Annotated in this window: 18 protein-coding genes; 16 read left to right on the top strand and 2 right to left on the bottom strand. The window is 44.5% G+C overall.

Features of this window, described 5'->3' with window-relative positions:
- The first annotated feature begins 33 nt into the window (after positions 1 to 33).
- The 4 genes from ACLVWR_RS06410 to rsmG are packed head-to-tail and all read left to right on the top strand — an operon-like array spanning position 34 to position 4589.
- On the top strand, positions 34 to 597 hold the full coding sequence (locus ACLVWR_RS06410; RefSeq protein WP_340598181.1) for a protein jag: 564 nt from the start codon (positions 34 to 36) through the stop codon (positions 595 to 597).
- 16 nt (positions 598 to 613) lie between these two features.
- The gene (gene mnmE / locus ACLVWR_RS06405) at positions 614 to 2038 is read left to right on the top strand and encodes a tRNA uridine-5-carboxymethylaminomethyl(34) synthesis GTPase MnmE (protein ID WP_413583031.1); all 1425 of its coding nucleotides are present in this window, start codon (positions 614 to 616) and stop codon (positions 2036 to 2038) included.
- Between the two features lie 3 nt (positions 2039 to 2041).
- The gene (mnmG, locus tag ACLVWR_RS06400) at positions 2042 to 3937 is read left to right on the top strand and encodes a tRNA uridine-5-carboxymethylaminomethyl(34) synthesis enzyme MnmG (RefSeq protein WP_413583030.1); all 1896 of its coding nucleotides are present in this window, start codon (positions 2042 to 2044) and stop codon (positions 3935 to 3937) included.
- Positions 3924 to 4589, top strand: a complete 666-nt coding sequence (gene rsmG, locus ACLVWR_RS06395) for a 16S rRNA (guanine(527)-N(7))-methyltransferase RsmG (protein ID WP_413583029.1) — start codon at positions 3924 to 3926, stop codon at positions 4587 to 4589. Before mnmG ends, rsmG begins: the two co-directional genes overlap by 14 nt.
- A gap of 47 nt (positions 4590 to 4636) precedes the next feature.
- Here the strand turns inward: rsmG and ACLVWR_RS06390 are convergent, their stop codons facing one another.
- Positions 4637 to 5170: a hypothetical protein gene (locus ACLVWR_RS06390; RefSeq protein WP_413583028.1), complete on the bottom strand. Its 534-nt coding sequence runs from the start codon at positions 5168 to 5170 to the stop codon at positions 4637 to 4639.
- 128 nt (positions 5171 to 5298) lie between these two features.
- Between ACLVWR_RS06390 and ACLVWR_RS06385 the strand changes: the two genes are divergently transcribed.
- The 12 genes from ACLVWR_RS06385 (at position 5299) to ACLVWR_RS06330 (ending at position 17609) form a co-directional block, all read left to right on the top strand.
- Entirely contained in the window at positions 5299 to 6120 is an 822-nt protein-coding gene (locus ACLVWR_RS06385; RefSeq protein WP_340598176.1) for an AAA family ATPase, read from the top strand.
- The gene (locus ACLVWR_RS06380) at positions 6113 to 7144 is read left to right on the top strand and encodes a ParB/RepB/Spo0J family partition protein (RefSeq protein WP_413583027.1); all 1032 of its coding nucleotides are present in this window, start codon (positions 6113 to 6115) and stop codon (positions 7142 to 7144) included. The genes ACLVWR_RS06385 and ACLVWR_RS06380 overlap by 8 nt, the downstream gene beginning before the upstream one ends.
- Positions 7135 to 7500, top strand: coding sequence for a polymer-forming cytoskeletal protein (locus tag ACLVWR_RS06375; protein ID WP_340598174.1), 366 nt, complete (start codon positions 7135 to 7137; stop codon positions 7498 to 7500). Before ACLVWR_RS06380 ends, ACLVWR_RS06375 begins: the two co-directional genes overlap by 10 nt.
- Positions 7501 to 7614: 114 nt before the next feature.
- Positions 7615 to 8049: a hypothetical protein gene (locus ACLVWR_RS06370; protein WP_413583026.1), complete on the top strand. Its 435-nt coding sequence runs from the start codon at positions 7615 to 7617 to the stop codon at positions 8047 to 8049.
- 13 nt (positions 8050 to 8062) lie between these two features.
- The gene (locus ACLVWR_RS06365; protein ID WP_413583025.1) at positions 8063 to 8632 is read left to right on the top strand and encodes an ATP synthase F0 subunit B; all 570 of its coding nucleotides are present in this window, start codon (positions 8063 to 8065) and stop codon (positions 8630 to 8632) included.
- Positions 8629 to 9177, top strand: coding sequence for an ATP synthase F1 subunit delta (gene atpH / locus ACLVWR_RS06360; RefSeq protein WP_413583024.1), 549 nt, complete (start codon positions 8629 to 8631; stop codon positions 9175 to 9177). Before ACLVWR_RS06365 ends, atpH begins: the two co-directional genes overlap by 4 nt.
- 2 nt (positions 9178 to 9179) lie before the next feature.
- Entirely contained in the window at positions 9180 to 10703 is a 1524-nt protein-coding gene (atpA, locus tag ACLVWR_RS06355) for a F0F1 ATP synthase subunit alpha (protein ID WP_340598170.1), read from the top strand.
- A 12-nt stretch (positions 10704 to 10715) separates the two neighbouring features.
- Positions 10716 to 11603, top strand: a complete 888-nt coding sequence (gene atpG, locus ACLVWR_RS06350) for an ATP synthase F1 subunit gamma (protein WP_340598169.1) — start codon at positions 10716 to 10718, stop codon at positions 11601 to 11603.
- A gap of 11 nt (positions 11604 to 11614) precedes the next feature.
- The gene (gene atpD / locus ACLVWR_RS06345; protein ID WP_340598168.1) at positions 11615 to 13021 is read left to right on the top strand and encodes a F0F1 ATP synthase subunit beta; all 1407 of its coding nucleotides are present in this window, start codon (positions 11615 to 11617) and stop codon (positions 13019 to 13021) included.
- Positions 13022 to 13084: 63 nt separating this feature from the next.
- Complete coding sequence (gene atpC / locus ACLVWR_RS06340; protein WP_413583023.1) at positions 13085 to 13498, top strand: ATP synthase F1 subunit epsilon; 414 nt, start codon at positions 13085 to 13087, stop codon at positions 13496 to 13498.
- A 164-nt stretch (positions 13499 to 13662) separates the two neighbouring features.
- Positions 13663 to 16050, top strand: coding sequence for an ATP-dependent DNA helicase (locus ACLVWR_RS06335; protein ID WP_413583022.1), 2388 nt, complete (start codon positions 13663 to 13665; stop codon positions 16048 to 16050).
- The gene (locus tag ACLVWR_RS06330; protein WP_413583021.1) at positions 16047 to 17609 is read left to right on the top strand and encodes a GIY-YIG nuclease family protein; all 1563 of its coding nucleotides are present in this window, start codon (positions 16047 to 16049) and stop codon (positions 17607 to 17609) included. The genes ACLVWR_RS06335 and ACLVWR_RS06330 overlap by 4 nt, the downstream gene beginning before the upstream one ends.
- On the opposite strand, the gene ACLVWR_RS06325 is transcribed toward ACLVWR_RS06330, so the two are convergent.
- Positions 17606 to 19234 carry a glycoside hydrolase family 3 protein gene (locus ACLVWR_RS06325; protein ID WP_413583020.1) on the bottom strand — a complete coding sequence of 543 codons (1629 nt, stop codon included), beginning with the start codon at positions 19232 to 19234 and terminating at the stop codon, positions 17606 to 17608. The two genes, ACLVWR_RS06330 and ACLVWR_RS06325, sit on opposite strands and share 4 nt — an antisense overlap.
- Positions 19235 to 19309: the final 75 nt, after the last annotated feature.

Here is a 19309-nt window from a genome sequence, read left to right as displayed (position 1 = left end):
AACTTAGATTTTTATTTTTACCTGGGAGGTAAAATGGGTTTTTTTAGTAAGCTTTTCGGGGGAAAAAGCAAGAGTGCAAACAGCGAAGTTGAATCTTTGGTGCAAAACACTCTAGAGGGTATCATCGAAAAAGCTCAATTCGATCTTTCTTTTGAAATCACTTCTTCAAAAGAAGATGACGGTGGGGCCGTTCTTTCAGTTCAATTCTCTGGTGGAGATGAAGAGCTTTTGAAAGATAAAAAAGGGCAAATGTTGGATGCATTCCAATTGCTTCTTAAACGCGTGATTCAGCACAATTTCCCTGAAGATAAAACAAACATCACAGTTGATTGCGGTGGTTACCGTGACGAAACTGAGGGCGCACTTATCGAGCGCGCTGAAAACTTGAAGGCAATCTGCATCGAACAAGGTAAGTCTGTATACTACAGAGCTCTTCCTCCAAAAGATCGCAAAGTTGTACATCAATACCTGGCTAAAGATCCTCGTATCAAAAGCCGTTCTTTGGGTGATGGCTTGTACAAAAAAATCAAAATCTATCCAGCAAAAGGTGGCAATTCAGCTCAAGGAAATAAAGCTGAAGACGCTCACCAAGAATAATTGTTAGTAGGGTCGTATGATTCGCGGAGATCGTGACAAGGATACAATATGCGCGGTCTCCACTCCTCACGGAGTGGGTGGCATTTCCGTCATTCGAATTAGCGGCCCTAAAACATTGGAAATCGTAGCACTGCTGTGCAAATTCTTACCCGCACATCCTGAGTCTCATAAAGTCTATTTTGGTAACCTGAAAGACGGCGGTAATGAGATTGACGAAGTTCTGGTAACATACTTCCAACACGGAAGATCCTTTACGGGCGAGGAAGTCATCGAGATTTCCTGTCATGGAAGCCCGCTTATTTGCCAAAGTATATTGAACTCCCTGGTGCAATTAGGGGCTCGTCCTGCGGATCGCGGTGAGTTTACTTATCGTGCCTTTATGAATGGGAAGCTTGATTTGGTTCAAGCTGAATCCGTTCTGGCATTGATCGAATCACAATCGCAACAGGCAGCGAAACTTGCTCTTCGTCAGCTAAAAGGTCAGTTGTCCCATAAGCTTGAAGAAGTTGAAGACGATATGACTTGGATTCTGGCCCACGCTGAAGCCAGTATTGATTTTTCCACAGAAGGTATCGACGTTGTCGATTATTCCGTAGTTCAAGTTCGTCTTAAAAAAATTGAAGCGGTTCTTAAGGACCTAGTTGGAACATTCAAAGTTGGCCGTCTTCTTAAAGATGGTTTCCGGGTCGTTTTAACAGGTCTTCCAAATGTGGGTAAATCCAGTTTGTTGAATTTGTTTCTGGAAGATGAGCGCGCGATCGTCACCGATATTCCAGGCACTACTCGAGATGTGATTCATGGGGATACGACTTTTGAAGGTGTGAAGTTCACTTTCGTCGATACGGCTGGTCTTCGCGATGAAGCAACGGATCTGGTTGAGCGCATTGGTATTCAAAAAAGCTATGAAGCTCAAAACGAATCCGACGTGGTTTTCTTTGTGTTCGACATCGAAAAGGGTATGGGCCCTGAAGAGACTCAAATTCTGGAGTCCCTGGATCCTCAAAAAACCTTCATTTTAGCTAATAAAATCGACCGAATTGGTGGGTCTAAACCACTGGAAACTGTCGAAAAAGCCATTAAAAACAGTAAATTTTTCCAAAAGATTGCAGATCCCAAGGCCTTCTTCACAAGAAGGGTGTTCTTTGTCAGTGCTCTTGATAAAAAGGTGCGTTCGAGTGTCCTTCAAGAGCTTGTCCAGGAATTCGCTGATTTGCAGGTGGAAAATACCGTTCTTATTTCCAATGCCCGTCACTATGAAAACCTGGTTCGTGCTTTAGAGAATACTCAAAGGTCACAAACCTTGGTGGATCAGGGGATGGGTTCTGAATTCCTAGCGCTGGAGCTGAAGGAATCCCTCATCGCGATTCACGAAACTTTAGGTAAGCGGTTCGATGATCAAATCATGGACCGGGTATTTAAAGAGTTTTGTATCGGGAAGTAGCATATGACTAATAAAAAATTTGATGTGATCGTAGTTGGTGCAGGACATGCCGGTATCGAAGCATGTTTGGCGTCTGCTCGTTTGGGCCTTCAAACTTTGATGGTTACGACGAATGTTGATCGTATTGGTTATATGAGCTGCAATCCCTCTATCGGTGGACTTGCAAAAGGCCACATGGTTCGTGAAATTGATGCCCTAGGTGGACAAATGGGTATCGCTGCTGATGAAACAACAATTCAGTATAAGCGACTTAACTCCTCGAAAGGTCCGGCAGTTCGTGGAACTCGAGTTCAAAACGATAAGCACCTGTATTCTGCTTTTCAAAAAAATGCTCTTTATACACAGCCAAATTTGGAAGTCCTTCAGGGTGAAGTAAAGCGTCTGATCTTGGATAAAGATCTTTGCGCTGGAGTGGTTTTGGATGATGGTTCCGAGATTTTTGCCAAAGCTACAATCATCACCACCGGCACTTTCATGAACGGTGTTATGCATACGGGACTTCGCCAGGAGGCGGGTGGACGTGTGGGTGATAAACCATCCGTTGGTTTATCAGATCAATTGGCGCAATTCGGTTTTGAAGTAAAACGTTTGAAGACGGGAACGCCGGCGCGACTTCTTAAAGATTCTATTGATTGGTCGAAAACGATTGCTCATGGTGGGGATGAAAAAGTTTATCCTTTTAGCTATAAGTCTTCGACTCAGCTTAAGCTTCCACAAATTCTTTGTTATCTGACCAGAACGACGGAAAAAACCCACGATATTATTCGTGGAAATCTGGATAAATCCCCTATGTATTGTGGAATTATCGAAGGTGTTGGGCCACGTTATTGCCCATCGATCGAAGATAAAGTAACTCGTTTCGCCGATAGAGTGAGCCATCAAACTTTCCTTGAGCCAGAAGGTTTAACTACGGATCTGATTTATCTTCAGGGTATTTCAACAAGTTTACCCGAAGAAACTCAGGATGAATTTTTAAAAACTATCCCAGGACTAGAAAACGTAAAGGTCGCTCGTTATGGTTATGCCGTCGAGTACGACTACATCGAACCAACTCAAATTTGGCATCGCTTGGAAACAAGAACGATTCGCCAACTTTTCCTGGCAGGGCAAATCAACGGAACCTCTGGTTACGAGGAAGCCGCTGCCCAAGGTTTCATCGCCGGAGTAAATGCAGCGAATAGCATTTTGGGCCGCGACGAATTTATTTTGGGTCGTGATGAAGCTTACATGGGTGTCTTGATTGATGACCTTGTCACTAAAGGAACCCGTGAACCGTATCGTATGTTCACTTCGCGCGCAGAACACAGATTGGTTCTTAGAGAAGACAATACTATCGATAGGTTGGCGCAGTGGGCCCAGAAATTGGGTATCGTGTCCGAACAGTCTTTGGAACTTTTAGCAGTCCTTCGTGAAAAGCGTAAGGTTTTGCACGATAGAATGCGTGATACTCGAGTTTACAACACCAAAGAGACGCAAGAAATCCTGGCAACAATTCCCACGTCAGCTATGACAAAGTCCTTAACTATCGAAGAGTTACTGCGTCGTCCCGAGCTTACGAGTTCACACCTGGAATTGCTAAATTTCGAGTTGGATTCTGATCCAAATGTGGTTGAACCGGTGGAAATCGAAGTAAAATACTCTGGCTACGTAAAACGCCAAATGGATCTAATTAATCAGTCAAAAAGACTCGAAGAATTAGTACTTCCAGACAATCTTGAGTACGGAGATATTCGCGGACTTTCCAATGAAGAGAAGGATAAGCTGCTGCGCGTTAGACCCCGTACCTTAGGTCAAGCCCAACGGATTAGTGGTGTAAATCCCTCTGCGATTCAAGCTATAATGATTCATCTAAAAGGTCACAAAAAGATCAGGGAGATGAATCTGGATGAGCAGCACTGATAGCTCCGAGACACCGCAAATCCTATGGCGTATCGATGAATGGTTCCCCGATTTAAGTCCTGAGGTCAGAACAAGACTTAAGGCTTATCACGATGAGCTTCAAAAATTTAATCGGACCGTTAGTTTGATTTCCGCAAAGTCAGTCTTTGTGGCCGATGCCTTACATTTTGCGGATTCTATTCTTGCCACTAAGGCGATTACTAAGGCGAATCCAAGCATTGAAACAATCTATGACTTTGGCAGCGGAAGTGGATTCCCTGGGGTTGTTTTTGGCATTCTAAATCCCAGCATCAAGGTTGTGCTGGTCGATACGGATCCTAAGAAGTGCGAATTCCTAAATTACGCTATTGGTGCTTTGAATCTTAAGAACATCACAGTAGAGCACCGTAATATCGAGTCTCTTCCCGAGGGTTCGGTCAAATTCGCGATTTGTCGTGGTTTCGGCAACATTTCTAAGGCGATTCTTATGGCTCGCAAAATTGTCGCAAAAGGCGGCTCTGTCTATCATCTAAAAGGGGAAGAGTGGGGTATTGAGGTGGGAGAAATTCCTACGCAGCTTTGTTCTATCTGGTCTCCGTCACTAGTCGGGGAATACAAACTTCCTGTCGGCGCTATCAAATATGGCGTCGTTCGTACTGAAAAGATCTCTTAATTCGTTTGTTTTGAGTAAAAATGAAGATGTTCCACGTGGAACATCTTCTAATGACCGGATTTCGCTTCGCTGCCGGCTTCTTTGGCGCCTTCTGCGCCACCCTCTGTAGAACCCAACCCTGTATCAATCGTCACTCCAGCGGCTTTCATGCGCTCTTTAACGCCCCAACTTCTTTTGGCATTTCTTAGCTTCTGTTCTGCCTGATATGACGTCCATTCTTTAGGATCTGGCCAATCTTCCTTCTTTGCGAAGGCTTTTTTATAGGATTGTTGGGCGTGTGCTTTTCTTTGCTCTACTTTGAGCTTTAAATACTCTACTTCCTGAGCCAGTCGGGTGATGGCCGCTTGAGATTCGTAAATGCGCTTTTTGGCGTATTTTATCTGGCCTGTCTGTGGGACAACTGTGATCAAGTCTTTTTCAAATCCCTCAAGCTTCTTTTTCTCACCCTCAAGAGCGGCAGTTGCAGCTGTAACTTGTGTTTGTAGATCAGAGTATATCGGATCCTTCACCTCTGGATTTTCCATCGGCTTGTTACAAGCGGTGAGCGTGAAAATAAGGAGAATTGCGGCTATTAATCTCATAAAAGTAGTTGTTCCACGTGGAACATCGGCAAAAACGTAGAAAAACCTAAGGCGAGGTGCGAAAAACTAGTCTTTATAGTTGCACATGCATGTAAAAAATACGAATTTTGAACTATCAAGGAGGAACGATGGCTAAAACTATCTGTATAGCTAATCAAAAGGGCGGAGTAGGCAAGACGACCACGTCTGTGAATCTATCTTCAGCGTTGGCTACTCTAGGTAAGCGCGTATTGTTGATCGATATGGATCCACAAGGAAATGCTTCAAGCGGACTAGGCATCAAACGATTTGATACCCAGGATGCAAACTCATACCACGTACTCATCGGTGAAAAAACACTGACTGAGGCTACTAACAACACTTCAAATCCGAACCTAAAGATCTGTACTGCTAATCCAGATCTAGTTGGTGCAGAAATCGAACTTGTTGATATGCCGCATCGTGAATATCGCTTAAAGCAAGCGGTGTCCATCGTGGCTGATCAATATGACTTTGTCATCGTTGACTGTCCACCATCTCTTGGTTTGATTACTCTGAATGCTCTGAACTCTGCCGACAGTTTTCTTGTGCCTCTTCAATGTGAATACTATGCATTGGAAGGTTTGAGTCAGTTGTTGAATACGGCAGGGTTAATCAAAAAGAGTTTGAATCCTGCACTTCATATTGAAGGCATCGTTTTGACGATGTTCGATGTGCGCAATAACTTGAGTCATCAAGTTGTAACTCAGATTAAAGAACACTTTGGTGACAAAGTATTTAACGCAATTATTCCAAGAAACGTGCGACTCAGCGAAGCGCCGAGCCATGGTCAATCCATCCTAGAGTACGACAGCAAATCAATTGGTTCAGTTCGCTATCTTGAGCTGGCTCATGAAGTGATCGCAAGATCTCTTCCAAAGGCAGCAGAAGTTGCAAACAAGAATGCCTATGAAGGGGAAGTAAATGTCTGATACTGCTGTAGAATCCTCAAACAAAAAAAGAGGCTTGGGCCGTGGCCTGGGTTCACTTTTGGGTGGTCCTGCTAATAATGATTTAATGAATGCGCCGGCTGCATCTGCCCCTCCCGTACAAGCAGCGCCTGCGCAATCAAACACTAATTCACCTGCTGCTACAGCGGCCGGTGCGCCTTCCATTAATGTTGCTGCAACTGTCGCCCCTCCCGTGGATCCAGAAAGCAAAATTTGGAAAGTCGCTATCGACAAGCTTTCGCCAGGTAAATATCAGCCTCGTACAACGTTTGAAAAAGAACCGCTTCAAGAGCTGGCCCAATCCATTAAAGAGAATGGAATTTTGCAACCCATCGTTGCGCGTAGAACTGCCTCTGGAAAATTGGAAATCGTAGCCGGTGAACGCCGTTGGAGAGCATCCCAACTAGCTGGGTTACATGAAGTTCCAGTTATTCTAAAGTCTTACGACGACAAACAGGCACTTGAGTTAGCGATCGTTGAGAATATTCAACGTGAAGATTTGAATCCAATTGAAGAGGCAGAAGGTTATTCTCGCCTAATTACGGAGTTCAAATTGTCTCAACAGCAAGTTGCTGAAAAGGTTGGACGTGACCGTGCGACAGTGGCGAATGCTGTTCGTCTATTGGCATTGCCAAACGAGATCAAAAACATGATTTCGGGCAATGAACTTTCTGTTGGTCATGCAAAAGTCCTTTTGTCTTTGCCAGAACCCAAAAAACAAATCGAACTTGCAAAAAAGGTCGTGAACGACAAGATCGCAGTTCGTAAATTGGAAAAAATGGTTCAAGCTATTGTAAAAGGTGATGTTGAAGAGGAAGACGTTCCGTCATTCGATTCCAACGTTACCCAACGCTTGATCAACGGACTTGGTGATGAGCTTCAAAAAATCATGGGCACGAAGGTGAACATCGATTATTCTAACTCCAAAGGCAAAATCAGCATTCACTTTTATTCCGATGATGAACTGACCAATTTGGTAGATAGGCTTAAAGAAGGATGGCAGTAAATTCCCCAAACTCTTTTCAAGAAGACGTGCTTTCTGGTCATGTGACTGCAATCCTTGACCAGGGGACGCATTTCGAAGGAAAGCTCAGCTTTGAAGGAACCGTTCAAATTGGCGGTGATTTTAAAGGGGAAATCTTTACTAAAGATACCATCGTTATTAATGAGGGCGCCTCCGTGGCTGCCCAAGTTGAGGCCGATACAATCATTATTAGTGGCCGAGTTGAGGGTAATCTGTTCGCTCGTCGCCGCGTCATTATGCACCCGCCCGCAATATTCAAAGGCACCGTAACATCTCCGAGTTTGCGGATTGATGAAGGCGTTGTATTTGAGGGCGCGTCCTATATGCCTAAGTCCTAGGCATTTTCATTTTCACTACAGCAGGCCTAATTCTCATTAGGAATATGTCCTTGACCGTTTCTGGGTTGAAATGCTACTCCCGAGGTTCAAAAAAACAATAGGGATTTCAACAAAATGGAAATTTTTGGACAATTAGGCATCAACACAACTGCCGGCATCCAATTCGTGTTCTTCGCGATTGCCTTGTTATTCTTAACTAAGTTTGTTTTCGGACCATATGCACATGCTCTTGAAGAGAGACAAAATAAAACTAAGGGCGGCGAAGATCTGGCTTTGGAATACCAAGCAAAATCTGTCGAATTGTCTTCCGAATATGAAGGCAAAATCCGCGAGCTAAACAGTGAAATCAAAAACATTGTTGATGCTTCCAAAGCTGAAGCTAATAAACAATATGAAGCAGCTGTTTCCAAGTCTCGTTCTGAGGCTGAACAACTGGTTAATTCAAACAGATCAAAAATCACGTCAGCAGTAGAGTCCGCTTCAAAAGAATTGAAAGCGCAAACTCAAACTGTTGCACTTGCAATCACATCCAAATTGTTGGGCAAATAAGAGAGAAGAGAAAATGAAAGTTCTTGTTAACCTTCTTATCATCCTTGCGCCTGCGATTGTTTTCGCTGCTGGAGCTGAGCACGGTGACGGTCACCATGCGATTGAAATTCCAAAAGTGACTATCTATCAGGCGATCAACATCATCATTCTTTTCGCGGGTATCGTTTACTTCACGAAAGACTCCATCGTTTCCTTCTTCGGTGGCAGAAAGTCAGCTTACCTTGAAGCTGCACAAAAATCTGCATTTGCACGCGAACAAGCTGAGCGTGAATTTGTTGATATCAAAAGCAAACTTGCAAACCTGAACAGCACTCGTCAGGAACAATTGGCAAAAGCACAAGCCCACGCAAACGATTTGAAAAATCAAATCATTGAAGAGGCTAACAGTGTTTCCAAGCGTATCAAAGACGAAGCTGAATTGACTGCCAAGCTTGAAACACAACGCGCTCAAAAAGAGTTGCGTACTCAATTGTTGGCTGACTCTGTAGAGGCTGCGCGCATTGTTTTGACCAAAGACATCGGTGCGGCTGACCAACAAAAACTACAAAATGAATTCATCAATCACATCGAGGTTAGTCGATGAAAGTAAGCGAAGTATCTAAAAGATATGCTAAAGCCCTTTTGGCCGTAGCAAAGCAAAAAGGTATTCACACTAAAGTGTATACTGATCTGCAGGCAGTTGCCGATGCTTTCAACAAGGAAGCTTCTATCGCTGCGTATTTCGAAAACCCAATAATCTCTATTACTCAAAAAACAGCGGCTCTAAAGGCTGCTCTTGAGGGTAAAGGCACTTCTGAAGAAGTAATGAACACTTTGGTGTTGATGGCTGATAAAGGCCGTATTCAATTCCTTCCAGAAGTTGCACAAGCATTCCGCGACGCTCTTGATATTGAAGAGGGTGTAACTCGTGGAACTGTTCGCTCAGCACAACCATTGTCTGCTGACGCACAAAAAGAACTTGAGTCAAAAGTAAGCAAAACGCTTGGTAAAAAAATCGTTCTTACTTACCAACAGGATCCTAAACTTTTGGGTGGCGCTGTAGCCCAAGTTGGTGGATGGACTTTTGACGACAGCATTGAAACACATCTTAAAAAATTAAATGAAGAATTAAACAGGAGAGCCAACTAAAAATGGAAACACAAATCCGTGCCGACGAGATCAGTCGCGTTCTCAAAGAGCAAATCAATCAATACAACAAAAAGATTGAAGTTAGTGAAACAGGTAGCGTTCTTTCAGTAGGGGACGGGGTTGCTCGTATCTACGGTCTTGAAAACGCAATGGCTGGTGAACTTGTTGAGTTCCCAGGTGAAGTATTCGGAATGGTATTGAACCTTGAAGAAGGTCACGTAGGGGTTGTACTTTTCGGTGAAGATCGCCACATCAAAGAAGGCGACACTGTTAAGAGAACAAAAAAGATCGTTTCCGTTCCAGTTGGCGAAGCCCTACTTGGTCGCGTTGTAGACGCTCTTGGTAACCCGATCGATGGCCGTGGTGCTATCAACACGCCTCACTCTCGTATCGTTGAAACTAAGGCTCCTGGTATCGTTTACCGTCACCCGGTTGAAGAACCTCTTCAAACTGGTATCAAAGCTATCGACGCCCTGGTACCAATCGGCCGTGGTCAACGTGAATTGATCATCGGTGACCGTCAAACTGGTAAAACGACTATCGCGGTTGACACTATCATCAACCAAAAAGGTCAAAACGTTCAGTGCTTCTACGTAGCTATCGGTCAAAAACAATCGACTGTTGCTCTAGTAGTTGAAAAATTGCGTGCAGCGGGTGCTCTTGAGTACACGACTATCATCGCAGCCAATGCATCTGACCCAGCTCCACTTCAATACCTTGCTGCTTACTCTGGTACAGCAATGGCTGAATACTTCCGTGATACTGGCAGACATGCTTTGATCGTATACGATGACTTGACGAAACAAGCTCAAGCTTACCGTCAATTGTCCCTACTTCTTCGTCGTCCTCCGGGTCGTGAAGCCTACCCAGGTGACGTGTTCTATTGCCATAGCCGTCTTCTTGAGCGTGCTTCTAAATTGTCTGCAGATAAAGGCAGCGGTTCATTGACTGCATTGCCAATCATCGAGACACAAGCGGGTGATATCTCTGCTTACATCCCTACAAACGTTATCTCCATCACTGATGGTCAGATCTTCCTTGAATCAGATCTATTCTACAAAGGTGTGCGTCCAGCTATCTCTGTAGGTAAATCAGTTTCTCGCGTGGGTGGTTCCGCTCAAATTAAAGCGATGAAACAAGTTGCGGGTTCTTTGAAACTTGAACTTGCTCAGTTCCGCTCTATGGAAGCGTTCGCTGCTTTCGCATCTGACTTGGATAAAGCGTCTCAACAACAGTTGGCACGTGGTCGTCGTTTGATCGAAGTACTTAAACAACCTCAATACTCTCCGGTAAAAGTTGAAGAGCAAATCATCATGATCTTCGCTGCTGGTAACGCATTCGTTGATCAATATCCAGAGACTGATGTTAAGCGCTACGAAAAAGAGATGATCGAGTTCTTGAAAAACAAGCACGCGGACATCATCAAAACTATCACTGAGAAGAAAGCTATTGCGGACGACACTAAAAAAGCGTTGTTGGCAGCTCTTGAAGAGTTCAAAGCTATCTTCCAACCTACTAACAAATAGTTTGGTGCTTAAATGGCAAGTTTGAAGGATATCCGGGCTCAGATTGAGTCCACAAAAAACACCCAGCAGATCACGAAGGCTATGAAGCTCGTGTCTGCTGCGAAGTTGAGAAAGGCGCAGAATAACATCGTTAATATGCGTCCTTATGCTTTGACTTTGCGTAAGGTGATTGCGGATATCGCTGTGACTAACAAAGTTACGCACCCGTTGATGGAGAAGAAGGAACAAGTAAAGAATGTTTTGCTTGTTGTTATCACTTCTGATCGCGGTCTTTGCGGCGCTTTCAACAGCAATATCAACAAATTTACTGAGGCGTACTATAACAACAACAAGGCGAACCTGGAGAAGATTGATTTTCTTTTCGTGGGTCGTCGTGGTCACGACTACTTTGCTAGACGTGGTATCAAGCCGGTTGATTACATCACGAAGCTTGATAAAGACATCTCTTACGAGTTGGCTTCCAAGGTTGCGAATCGCGTGATGAATGACTACCTTGAAGGTGCATACGATGAAGTTCGTATCATTCATAACGAATTCCAATCTGCGATTTCTCAGGTTGTAACAGCTGAAACTCTTCTTCCAATTGATCTTGGTTTGACGACTTTCAACTCAGAAGCTGAGGCAAACGCAAACTTTGCTGTAGACATGATTTTCGAACCAGCTCCAGAGCAAATCATTAAAGAGTTGCTTGAGAAGCATTTCGACCTTCAGGTTTACAGATGTATGTCCGAGTCTGTTGCCGGTGAACATGGTGCTCGTATGAGCGCGATGGAAAACGCAACAAACAACGCGAAAGAGATGATCAACAAACTCACTCTGACGTACAACAAATTGAGACAAGAAAAAATTACTACAGAATTGATCGAAATCGTATCGGGCGCGGAAGCGCTTAAAGGATAGGGAGCTGAATAATGGCATTCGGTAAAGTAAAACAAGTTATGGGTCCCGTAGTGGACGTGGAATTCGAAGGCGGGGAACTTCCTGCAATCAATTCCGCTCTTCGTGTATCTAATAAATTTATCTCTGACGTTGAATTCAACCTGGTTCTTGAAGTTGCTCAGCATTTGGGTGACGGTGTTGTAAGAACTATCTCTATGGATCAAACTGAAGGTTTGGTTCGTGGCGAAAAAGTTAAAGCATTGGGCACTCAAATCACAGCGCCAGTTGGTCGCGAAGCTTTGGGTCGTATCATCAACGTAGTTGGTGAGCCAATCGACGAAATGGGTCCAGTAAACGCAAAAGACCACTGGGGTATCCACAGAACAGCTCCGAAGTTTGAAGACCAAGCTACATCTGCAGCAATGTTGATGACTGGTATCAAAGTCGTAGACTTGCTAGCTCCATACGCTAAGGGTGGTAAGATCGGTTTGTTCGGTGGTGCGGGTGTTGGTAAAACAGTACTTATCCAGGAACTTATCCGTAACATCGCTACTGAGCATGGTGGTTTCTCTGTATTCGCCGGCGTAGGTGAGCGTACTCGTGAAGGTAATGACTTGTGGCAAGAGATGAAACAGTCTGGCGTATTGGCTAAGACTTCTCTGGTTTTCGGTCAGATGAATGAACCTCCTGGTGCACGTGCGCGTGTTGCTTTGACTGGTTTGACTGTTGCTGAATACTTCCGTGACGTTGAAAACCAAGACGTTCTTTTCTTCGTTGATAATATCTTCCGCTTTACTCAAGCGGGTGCTGAAGTTTCCGCACTTCTAGGTCGTATCCCTTCTGCCGTTGGTTACCAACCAACTTTGGCTACTGAGATGGGTACTCTTCAAGAGCGTATTACTTCCACTAAAAAAGGTTCCATCACTTCCGTACAAGCGGTTTACGTTCCTGCGGATGACTATACGGATCCAGCTCCAGCAACTACATTTACTCACTTGGATGCGACTACGAATCTTGACCGTGATATCGCAGCTATGGCGATCTTCCCTGCAGTTCACCCATTGACGTCTACATCTCGTCTTTTGGATCCAACTGTTATCGGTGAAGAGCACTACAAAGTGGCTCGTGACGTTCAAGCATTGTTGCAACGTAACCGTGAGCTTCAAGATATCATCGCGATCCTTGGTATGGACGAATTGTCTGAAACAGACAAATTGGTTGTATCTCGTTCTCGTAAAATCCAACGTTTCTTGTCTCAGCCGTTCTTCGTTGCTGAGCAGTTCACTGGCTTGCCTGGTAAATACGTTGATATCAAAGACACTGTTAAAGGCTTCAAAGAGATCCTTGAAGGTAAACATGATGCTCTTCCTGAGCAAGCGTTCTACCTTGTTGGTACTATCGAAGACGTTATCGAAAAAGCTAAGAAGTTGCAGGCGTAATCCGGAAGGATTTCGTCTTCATGAAGCGGCCTGAGAAGGTCGCTTTGGAAAAGGTGATTTAATATGAAACTGACAATCGTGACTCCAGAGCGTCGTCTACTTGTTGGCCAAGAGGTCGAAGAAGTAACTGTTCCTGGTTTTAAAGGAGAACTTAATATTCTTCCTGGTCACGCGCCTCTAATCACCACACTGGGTATCGGTGTGATGAAATGGAGACTTAAGGGTCAAGAAAAGCAGAACCAAGCTGTTATCAGCTGGGGTTACTGCCAAGTATCCCCTGAAGGCGTGAATGTTCTTGCGAACATCGCTGACTTGCCAGAAGAAATCGATCTTGTTGCAACTAAAGAAGCCTTGGCAAAATCTGAGAAACACGTCCTTGACGAAGTAATCACAGATACTGACTGGGTTGAGTTCCAAAAAGAATGGACTCGCGCAAGAGCGAAAATCGAAGTGGCTGAAGGCGCTGCTAAAAAATAGGCCCCAAGCGACTTGATAATTCTAGTTCAAATATAAAGGCTCGATCTTCGGATCGGGCCTTTTTCATTTTAAAGCCACGATATCTCTGTGGCGGCTCACATTCTGCACGGCGAAGAAAAAACCTACGGCAAATCATTGCCGTTTGAATTAGAATCGGCGGAATCATGGCAAAGAAAAACAATCGCAAAATACAAATCGATCTGCGGCAGTTCGCTTTGCCATGCCCGCGCGTTGGAAGCATAGAGGCCCACTCCGGCTATGGACAGACGCCACGAATGGGTCAGGAAATTCACCAGAGCATTCAGAAAAAACGCATTCGTGAGATTCCAGGTTATGAGGCTGAAAAAAAGCTGACCATCGAATTTGAAAGAGATCAATACACATTTGTTATCTCCGGTCGGGCGGATGGTGTGATTGAAGGATCCAGCTTTATGGTTGAAGAGATCAAATCTTCCTTTGATGTGGATAGCCTGGAACACAAACTTACAGTGGATGATAATCATCCCTACGTATGGCAGCTGCGAACCTATGGTTACATCCTTTATAAGCAAACCGGTGAAATTCCAGATTTAAAAATGCTTTTGGTTTCCTCGCGAAACTTCAAGCAGAGCGAAATGTATTTCGACCTTGATATCGAGGAGTATGAAGCCTGGCTTGCATTGCGACTTGCTGAACTGGTGGATGAAACCAAGGTTCGTGAAAAGATCTTTAAGAAGCGGGTGGAATCCGCAGAGGGTCTAAAGTTTCCATTCACATCACCTCGTCCTGGGCAAACCGAACTCGTTGAAAATATTCAGTTGGGTTTTATCGAGGAGAAATCACTACTTATTCAGGCCCCCACGGGATTGGGCAAAACAATTGGGGTTTTGTATCCTTCTTTAAAGGACGCATTTGCTCGCGGTCAGAAGGTCATCTACGTCACCCCTAAAAACTCACAACATCAGGTGGCGGAAGAGGCTGTAGAGAAACTGCAGGATCAGGGTGCATCAATCAGACCGCTGACTATCACAGCTAAAAGTAAGATGTGCTTTAAGGCGGAGCCTCTGTGCAATCCGCAGTACTGTGAATTTGCCAAAGACTACTATAAGAAAGTCGCTGAAAACGATCTGGTTAACAAAGTTTCAAAACTAAGATCGCTAAGTCAGAAAAAGCTGCAGGACTTGGGCGAAGAGTACCAGGTATGTCCGTTTGAGTTATCCATAGAGGCGATTGAAAGAGCAGATGTGGTGATAGCTGACTACAACTATGTTTTTTCAACCAGAAGCCTACTGGGGCGTTTAGAGCTGCCATTAATGGAGCCTTCGCAAAAGGCAAACCTTGTCATTGATGAGGCCCACAATCTACCAGCCAGGGCTCAGGACTACTTTTCACCAGCCATATCCACAAGGGACTTACAAAATGTTATTCCATCATTGGCAAAAATCGCATTACGTTTTCAAAGGCGTGCGCAACTTTTGTGTGAGGAAGCGATTGCGGTGATCGAGTCCTATCGTGGTGAATCGAGAACTGTTCAAATTGATTTTGATCCGGTGTTTGAATTGGAATCAAGACTGCGGGAGTTTCTGGCCGAGTATCTGGAAGCAGATGTTGAGATTCAACCACAAGACGGCGTTTTAAGGCTTGTTAATCTGTGGAGTGAATTTTCTCAAGCCTTGGAGCTGCAAGGGCCGGAGTTCTTTCAAACTTATCAAAAGAATCGCATCTACGGTGAAACTAATGAAACTCTGAAGGTCACCTGTTGTGATGCCTCCAGACACTTGAATGAAATTTATAAATCATTTAAGAACGTTGTCGCATTCTCTGCGACGCTGAAACCATTTCCCTATTCAAGAAAACTACTGGGTCTGGAAGAGGACCTAACAAAATCGCTGGAGTTTGTTTCTCCATTTCCCAAAGAGCACAGAAAAATACTGTTGATCCCGCAAATTTCCACCAAGTACAAAGATCGACCGGTGAACGCACCAAAGATTGCACAGGCCATGGAGAAAATCATGGCGGTGAAGCCTGGAAATTATATTGCTCTATTTCCGAGCTTTGAGTTTATGAAAGACGTTGAGGGCTATCTGAAAGACAGCAGCTATCAACGGTTGGTGCAACAACGTGAAATGAAAGCGGATCGCGTGGACGACTTTCTGTCATTCATGAAGAGTGCTGACAAACCAACACTGCTACTTGCGGTACAGGGTGGTATCTTTTCTGAAGGAGTCGACTTTCCTGGTGATATGCTGATTGGCGCCTTTGTGGTGGGGCCTGCACTTCCAAACTTTGACTTCGAGAGAGAGCAAATTCGCCAATACTATGAGCGCTCCCACGAAAAGTCTGAGGCCTTTAACTACACATATGTTTATCCTGCGATGGCAAAAACCATCCAGTCTGCTGGCCGGGTCATTCGCTCAGAAAATGACAAGGGCATTATTGTATTAATGGATACTCGATTCCTGGAGTCTACATATTCTGAGACAATGCCTCAGGGCTGGTTTCAGGAAAGTGTGCAGGAACTGGTCTCCGGAAAAATTCTTTCTGACGTTTCAGATTTTTGGAAAACGACGTGAAGTTAAACGAAATGCCACTTTTCTTTCTGGATGTGCAAACTACGGGCGCAAAGCCCGAGAGTGGTGCGCACATCCTTGAGGTGGCATGGACTTCATTAGAGGGTGAAACCAAGGCAAGCCTGGTTCAGCTGCCGAATGAAGAGAAGATCCCGTATCGCATTCAAATGATCACAGGAATCTTCAACGAGGATATGGTGGCGGCTGAGACACCTGAAAAAGTTTTTGTCGAGATCGAGGAAAAATTCAAAGGGCACCATTGTCTGATTCATTTTGCCCAGTTCGAAAAGCCCTTTCTTAAAAGCTACTATGCGCAGAAGGAAAGTGAATTTCCATTTTCGATTCTTTGCACTCACGAGATTGCCAAAAGATTGTTCCCGAATCTTCCAACCAGGGGGATCAAAGGACTTGCCGGATACTTTGGTTATCCGTCACAGGATTTAAAGAGGGCGGCCCAGCAGACGCAGGCCACAAGGGCCATCTGGCAAAGTCTTGTTGTGGAGTTGGCAAAACAGGGTGTTGAAACTTGGGAACAGATTCAAGAGTGGCTTAACGTCACACCTAAAACAGCGCGAACCAAGTATGAATATCCTCTGGATAAATCAAAGCGCCTTTCTTTGCCGGATCAACCGGGCATTTATCGCATGATCAGTAAATGGGGTGAAATCCTTTATGTCGGGAAAGCCACCTCGTTGAAAGATCGGGTTAATAGTTACTTCCGTGGTCAGAAGAATCGCGACAGTCGAAAGCTTGAGATGCTTACGCAGGTATATGACTTAAGGGTCACAGTCTGTGGCAGCCCCCTTGAGGCGGCATTGCTTGAAACCGATGAAATTAAAAAATGGGACCCACGATACAATATCAGCTTAAAGGCGGCACACAGAAATCTTGTGTTTTTTAATCGTGATTTTACTGACATTGAGTTTGATCAAAGTCAGGAATTCAGTATTGGGCCGTTTACCACCAGCCTGGTTTTTGATTCTTTAAGAAATTTGCGCGACTGCGTGATTGCCGAGAGTTTTCACGACAATGTTTTCTATGAACCCATTGATGCGAGCTTGGTGAAAGAAGGATTGCAGATCTTTTGTGAGCGACACGGGATGGATGTTGAAGAATTTAAATCTCTGCGAAAAATAATGGCTCTGAGTCTTTGGTGGAATCGGAAGTTTGAATTTGTTGAAGAAGAGACAGAAGACGAGTCAACTGAGGTCGAGAACAGCGAGACTGAAGACATTGAAGTTATTCCAACGGCCTCTGATATTGCCGATAAGATTGATAGACACATCATGCGGGCCGGGATGACATATCTGCGTTCGAAACAGCTGAGCAGAATCTTGAACTCGAATATTTCATATCGAATTGCGGACTCAGCCATGGATGAGCCGTACTGTTTAAATGTACGAAAAGGGCTCATTGAAAAAACAAGCTCTGCGCCACGAGTTCCTAAGGTTCAACTGTGGGATAATCTAAATATTGATACCTACGACCGAATGAGTGTTCTACTAATGGAGCTTGGTAAAATTGAAAATCAGAGTGGTGAAGTCACCATTGATTATCTTTAATCGCGAAGCGCAAAGCTTTCAGATTGCGAATTAAGGATCTCTGAAAGATGCTCTGCCACTTTTTTGCCTGAGTCTTTATGGTTGAAGTACAGCTGCACCAGCTTGCGATAGGGATGCTCTTTAGGCACCAATCCTGGTGACCCCAAATTGATGACAACAGTATTCTTTTTTATCTGCGTTGGCAGGGTGCGAAGCAGGCGCGCAGTTTTAGGTCCGGTGACAGCCACCAGAATCACTTCGCAGGCATTGCCTTTTGCAGGATTAAGAATGTCAGAAGTCTTTGAGCTGCCAAACAGCTGTTTTGTGTGAACGGTGTCCGCAGACGCATTCTTAAAGCTTGTTAAAAAATCAAATGATGGAGAGAACGCACAGACCACTTCGGGATTCGCAGCCGGGGCACGTTCTGGTTCTGACGTATCAGTTACAGCCGTCTTGGAGTTTAAGTTAGTGCGGATGTTTTCGTTTAAAACGCGCTCTTCAAGGCTAACGTAGTCCTGCGAGCTCAGTGTGCCTTTGGCAATGAGAGAAGGAAGATTAGGGTTTCTTCTATAGATATTGGCAAACGCCTTGGCCACAAGGATGCGGTGAAGTTTTTGATTTAAAAGATCTACTGATAGTCTACCGTCTTCCACAGCGCTGCGAACGGTTTTGATGGCGCGCTCCTGATCGTGAATAGACCAGGTCATCATCACAATATCTGCTCCCGCAAGAAGTGCTTTAAGAGCGGCCTGATCAGGACGAAGAATATCTTTAGAGCCCTTCATCAAAAGGTCGTCGGTTATTACTAGACCCGTGTATTTCAAATCGTTTCGCAAAAGCTCTGTGGATATCTTTGAGGAAAAGCTTGCAGGTTCTCTTTTGGGATCCAGTGCCGGATAAATAGAATGCGACAGCATCACTGCGACGTTGGAACCAAGCGAAGAATATCCCTCAAACGGAATCAGATCTTTTGCTTTCAGAGAACTTTCACTAGAGACATTATTAACAACAACATTGTGCGGATCCGCTTTGACGTTTCCAGTTCCAGGAAAGTGTTTGGCAGTGGGAATTACTTTGGATCGCAAGAGCCCTTTGGCATAGGCTGTGCCGATCTCTTTTACCAGCGTCGGATCAGAGCCGAAAGAACGGACGCCGATAAAGCTTGAGGTATACGGGTCCGCGACATCAAGCACCGGCGCCAGATTCATGTTGAATCCAACTTCGCGAAGAAAGAGTCCCGTTTGATAACCCATTTCCTCAGAAAGCTCTTTTGATTGAGTCTGTCCAATAGCGAGTGCATTTGGAGGATTGGGCTGAATAGGAAGTCGTGATACCGCACCACCTTCTTGATCGATGGCAATCAAGGGTGGAAGTTTGGTGGAGTTGTAGGAAATTTTGTAGAGGTCTTCGTTCAGCTTTTTTACCTGCTCAAGAGATTGAATATTTCGCTTAAACAGCAAGAAGGAACCCGGCTTATAGTCTTGGATGAACTTTTCAAAATCCTTGTTTGTCCTGGTGTGCGGGAAGCCAACGATAAATAGTTGCCCCACCTTTTCATTCAGGGACATTTTGGAAATTTTCGCATCAATAATTTGATCTAATGACTTTGACTGAGCTGGCACAAGGACGGGAATTGCAAAAAACACAAGAGTAATGCTCAAAATTCTGCAGATTTCCCTGATATACTTGTTCATAGGTCTTAGAATATCATTCGCCAAGAG

Origin of the sequence: Bdellovibrio sp. HCB288, from assembly GCF_047305935.1 — a bacterium.
Taxonomy (GTDB): domain Bacteria; phylum Bdellovibrionota; class Bdellovibrionia; order Bdellovibrionales; family Bdellovibrionaceae; genus Bdellovibrio.
Note: the sequence above shows the minus strand (reverse complement) of the source record. Positions and strands in the feature narration are given on the sequence as shown.

What these genes read in the sequence shown, in the direction of transcription:
- ACLVWR_RS06410 (WP_340598181.1), top strand. Translation starts at nt 34, where the DNA reads ATGGGTTTTTTTAGTAAGCTTTTCGGGGGAAAAAGCAAGAGTGCAAAC.
- mnmE (WP_413583031.1), top strand. Translation starts at nt 614, where the DNA reads ATGATTCGCGGAGATCGTGACAAGGATACAATATGCGCGGTCTCCACT.
- mnmG (WP_413583030.1), top strand. Translation starts at nt 2,042, where the DNA reads ATGACTAATAAAAAATTTGATGTGATCGTAGTTGGTGCAGGACATGCC.
- rsmG (WP_413583029.1), top strand. Translation starts at nt 3,924, where the DNA reads ATGAGCAGCACTGATAGCTCCGAGACACCGCAAATCCTATGGCGTATC.
- ACLVWR_RS06390 (WP_413583028.1), bottom strand. Translation starts at nt 5,170, where the DNA reads ATGAGATTAATAGCCGCAATTCTCCTTATTTTCACGCTCACCGCTTGT.
- ACLVWR_RS06385 (WP_340598176.1), top strand. Translation starts at nt 5,299, where the DNA reads ATGGCTAAAACTATCTGTATAGCTAATCAAAAGGGCGGAGTAGGCAAG.
- ACLVWR_RS06380 (WP_413583027.1), top strand. Translation starts at nt 6,113, where the DNA reads ATGTCTGATACTGCTGTAGAATCCTCAAACAAAAAAAGAGGCTTGGGC.
- ACLVWR_RS06375 (WP_340598174.1), top strand. Translation starts at nt 7,135, where the DNA reads ATGGCAGTAAATTCCCCAAACTCTTTTCAAGAAGACGTGCTTTCTGGT.
- ACLVWR_RS06370 (WP_413583026.1), top strand. Translation starts at nt 7,615, where the DNA reads ATGGAAATTTTTGGACAATTAGGCATCAACACAACTGCCGGCATCCAA.
- ACLVWR_RS06365 (WP_413583025.1), top strand. Translation starts at nt 8,063, where the DNA reads ATGAAAGTTCTTGTTAACCTTCTTATCATCCTTGCGCCTGCGATTGTT.
- atpH (WP_413583024.1), top strand. Translation starts at nt 8,629, where the DNA reads ATGAAAGTAAGCGAAGTATCTAAAAGATATGCTAAAGCCCTTTTGGCC.
- atpA (WP_340598170.1), top strand. Translation starts at nt 9,180, where the DNA reads ATGGAAACACAAATCCGTGCCGACGAGATCAGTCGCGTTCTCAAAGAG.
- atpG (WP_340598169.1), top strand. Translation starts at nt 10,716, where the DNA reads ATGGCAAGTTTGAAGGATATCCGGGCTCAGATTGAGTCCACAAAAAAC.
- atpD (WP_340598168.1), top strand. Translation starts at nt 11,615, where the DNA reads ATGGCATTCGGTAAAGTAAAACAAGTTATGGGTCCCGTAGTGGACGTG.
- atpC (WP_413583023.1), top strand. Translation starts at nt 13,085, where the DNA reads ATGAAACTGACAATCGTGACTCCAGAGCGTCGTCTACTTGTTGGCCAA.
- ACLVWR_RS06335 (WP_413583022.1), top strand. Translation starts at nt 13,663, where the DNA reads ATGGCAAAGAAAAACAATCGCAAAATACAAATCGATCTGCGGCAGTTC.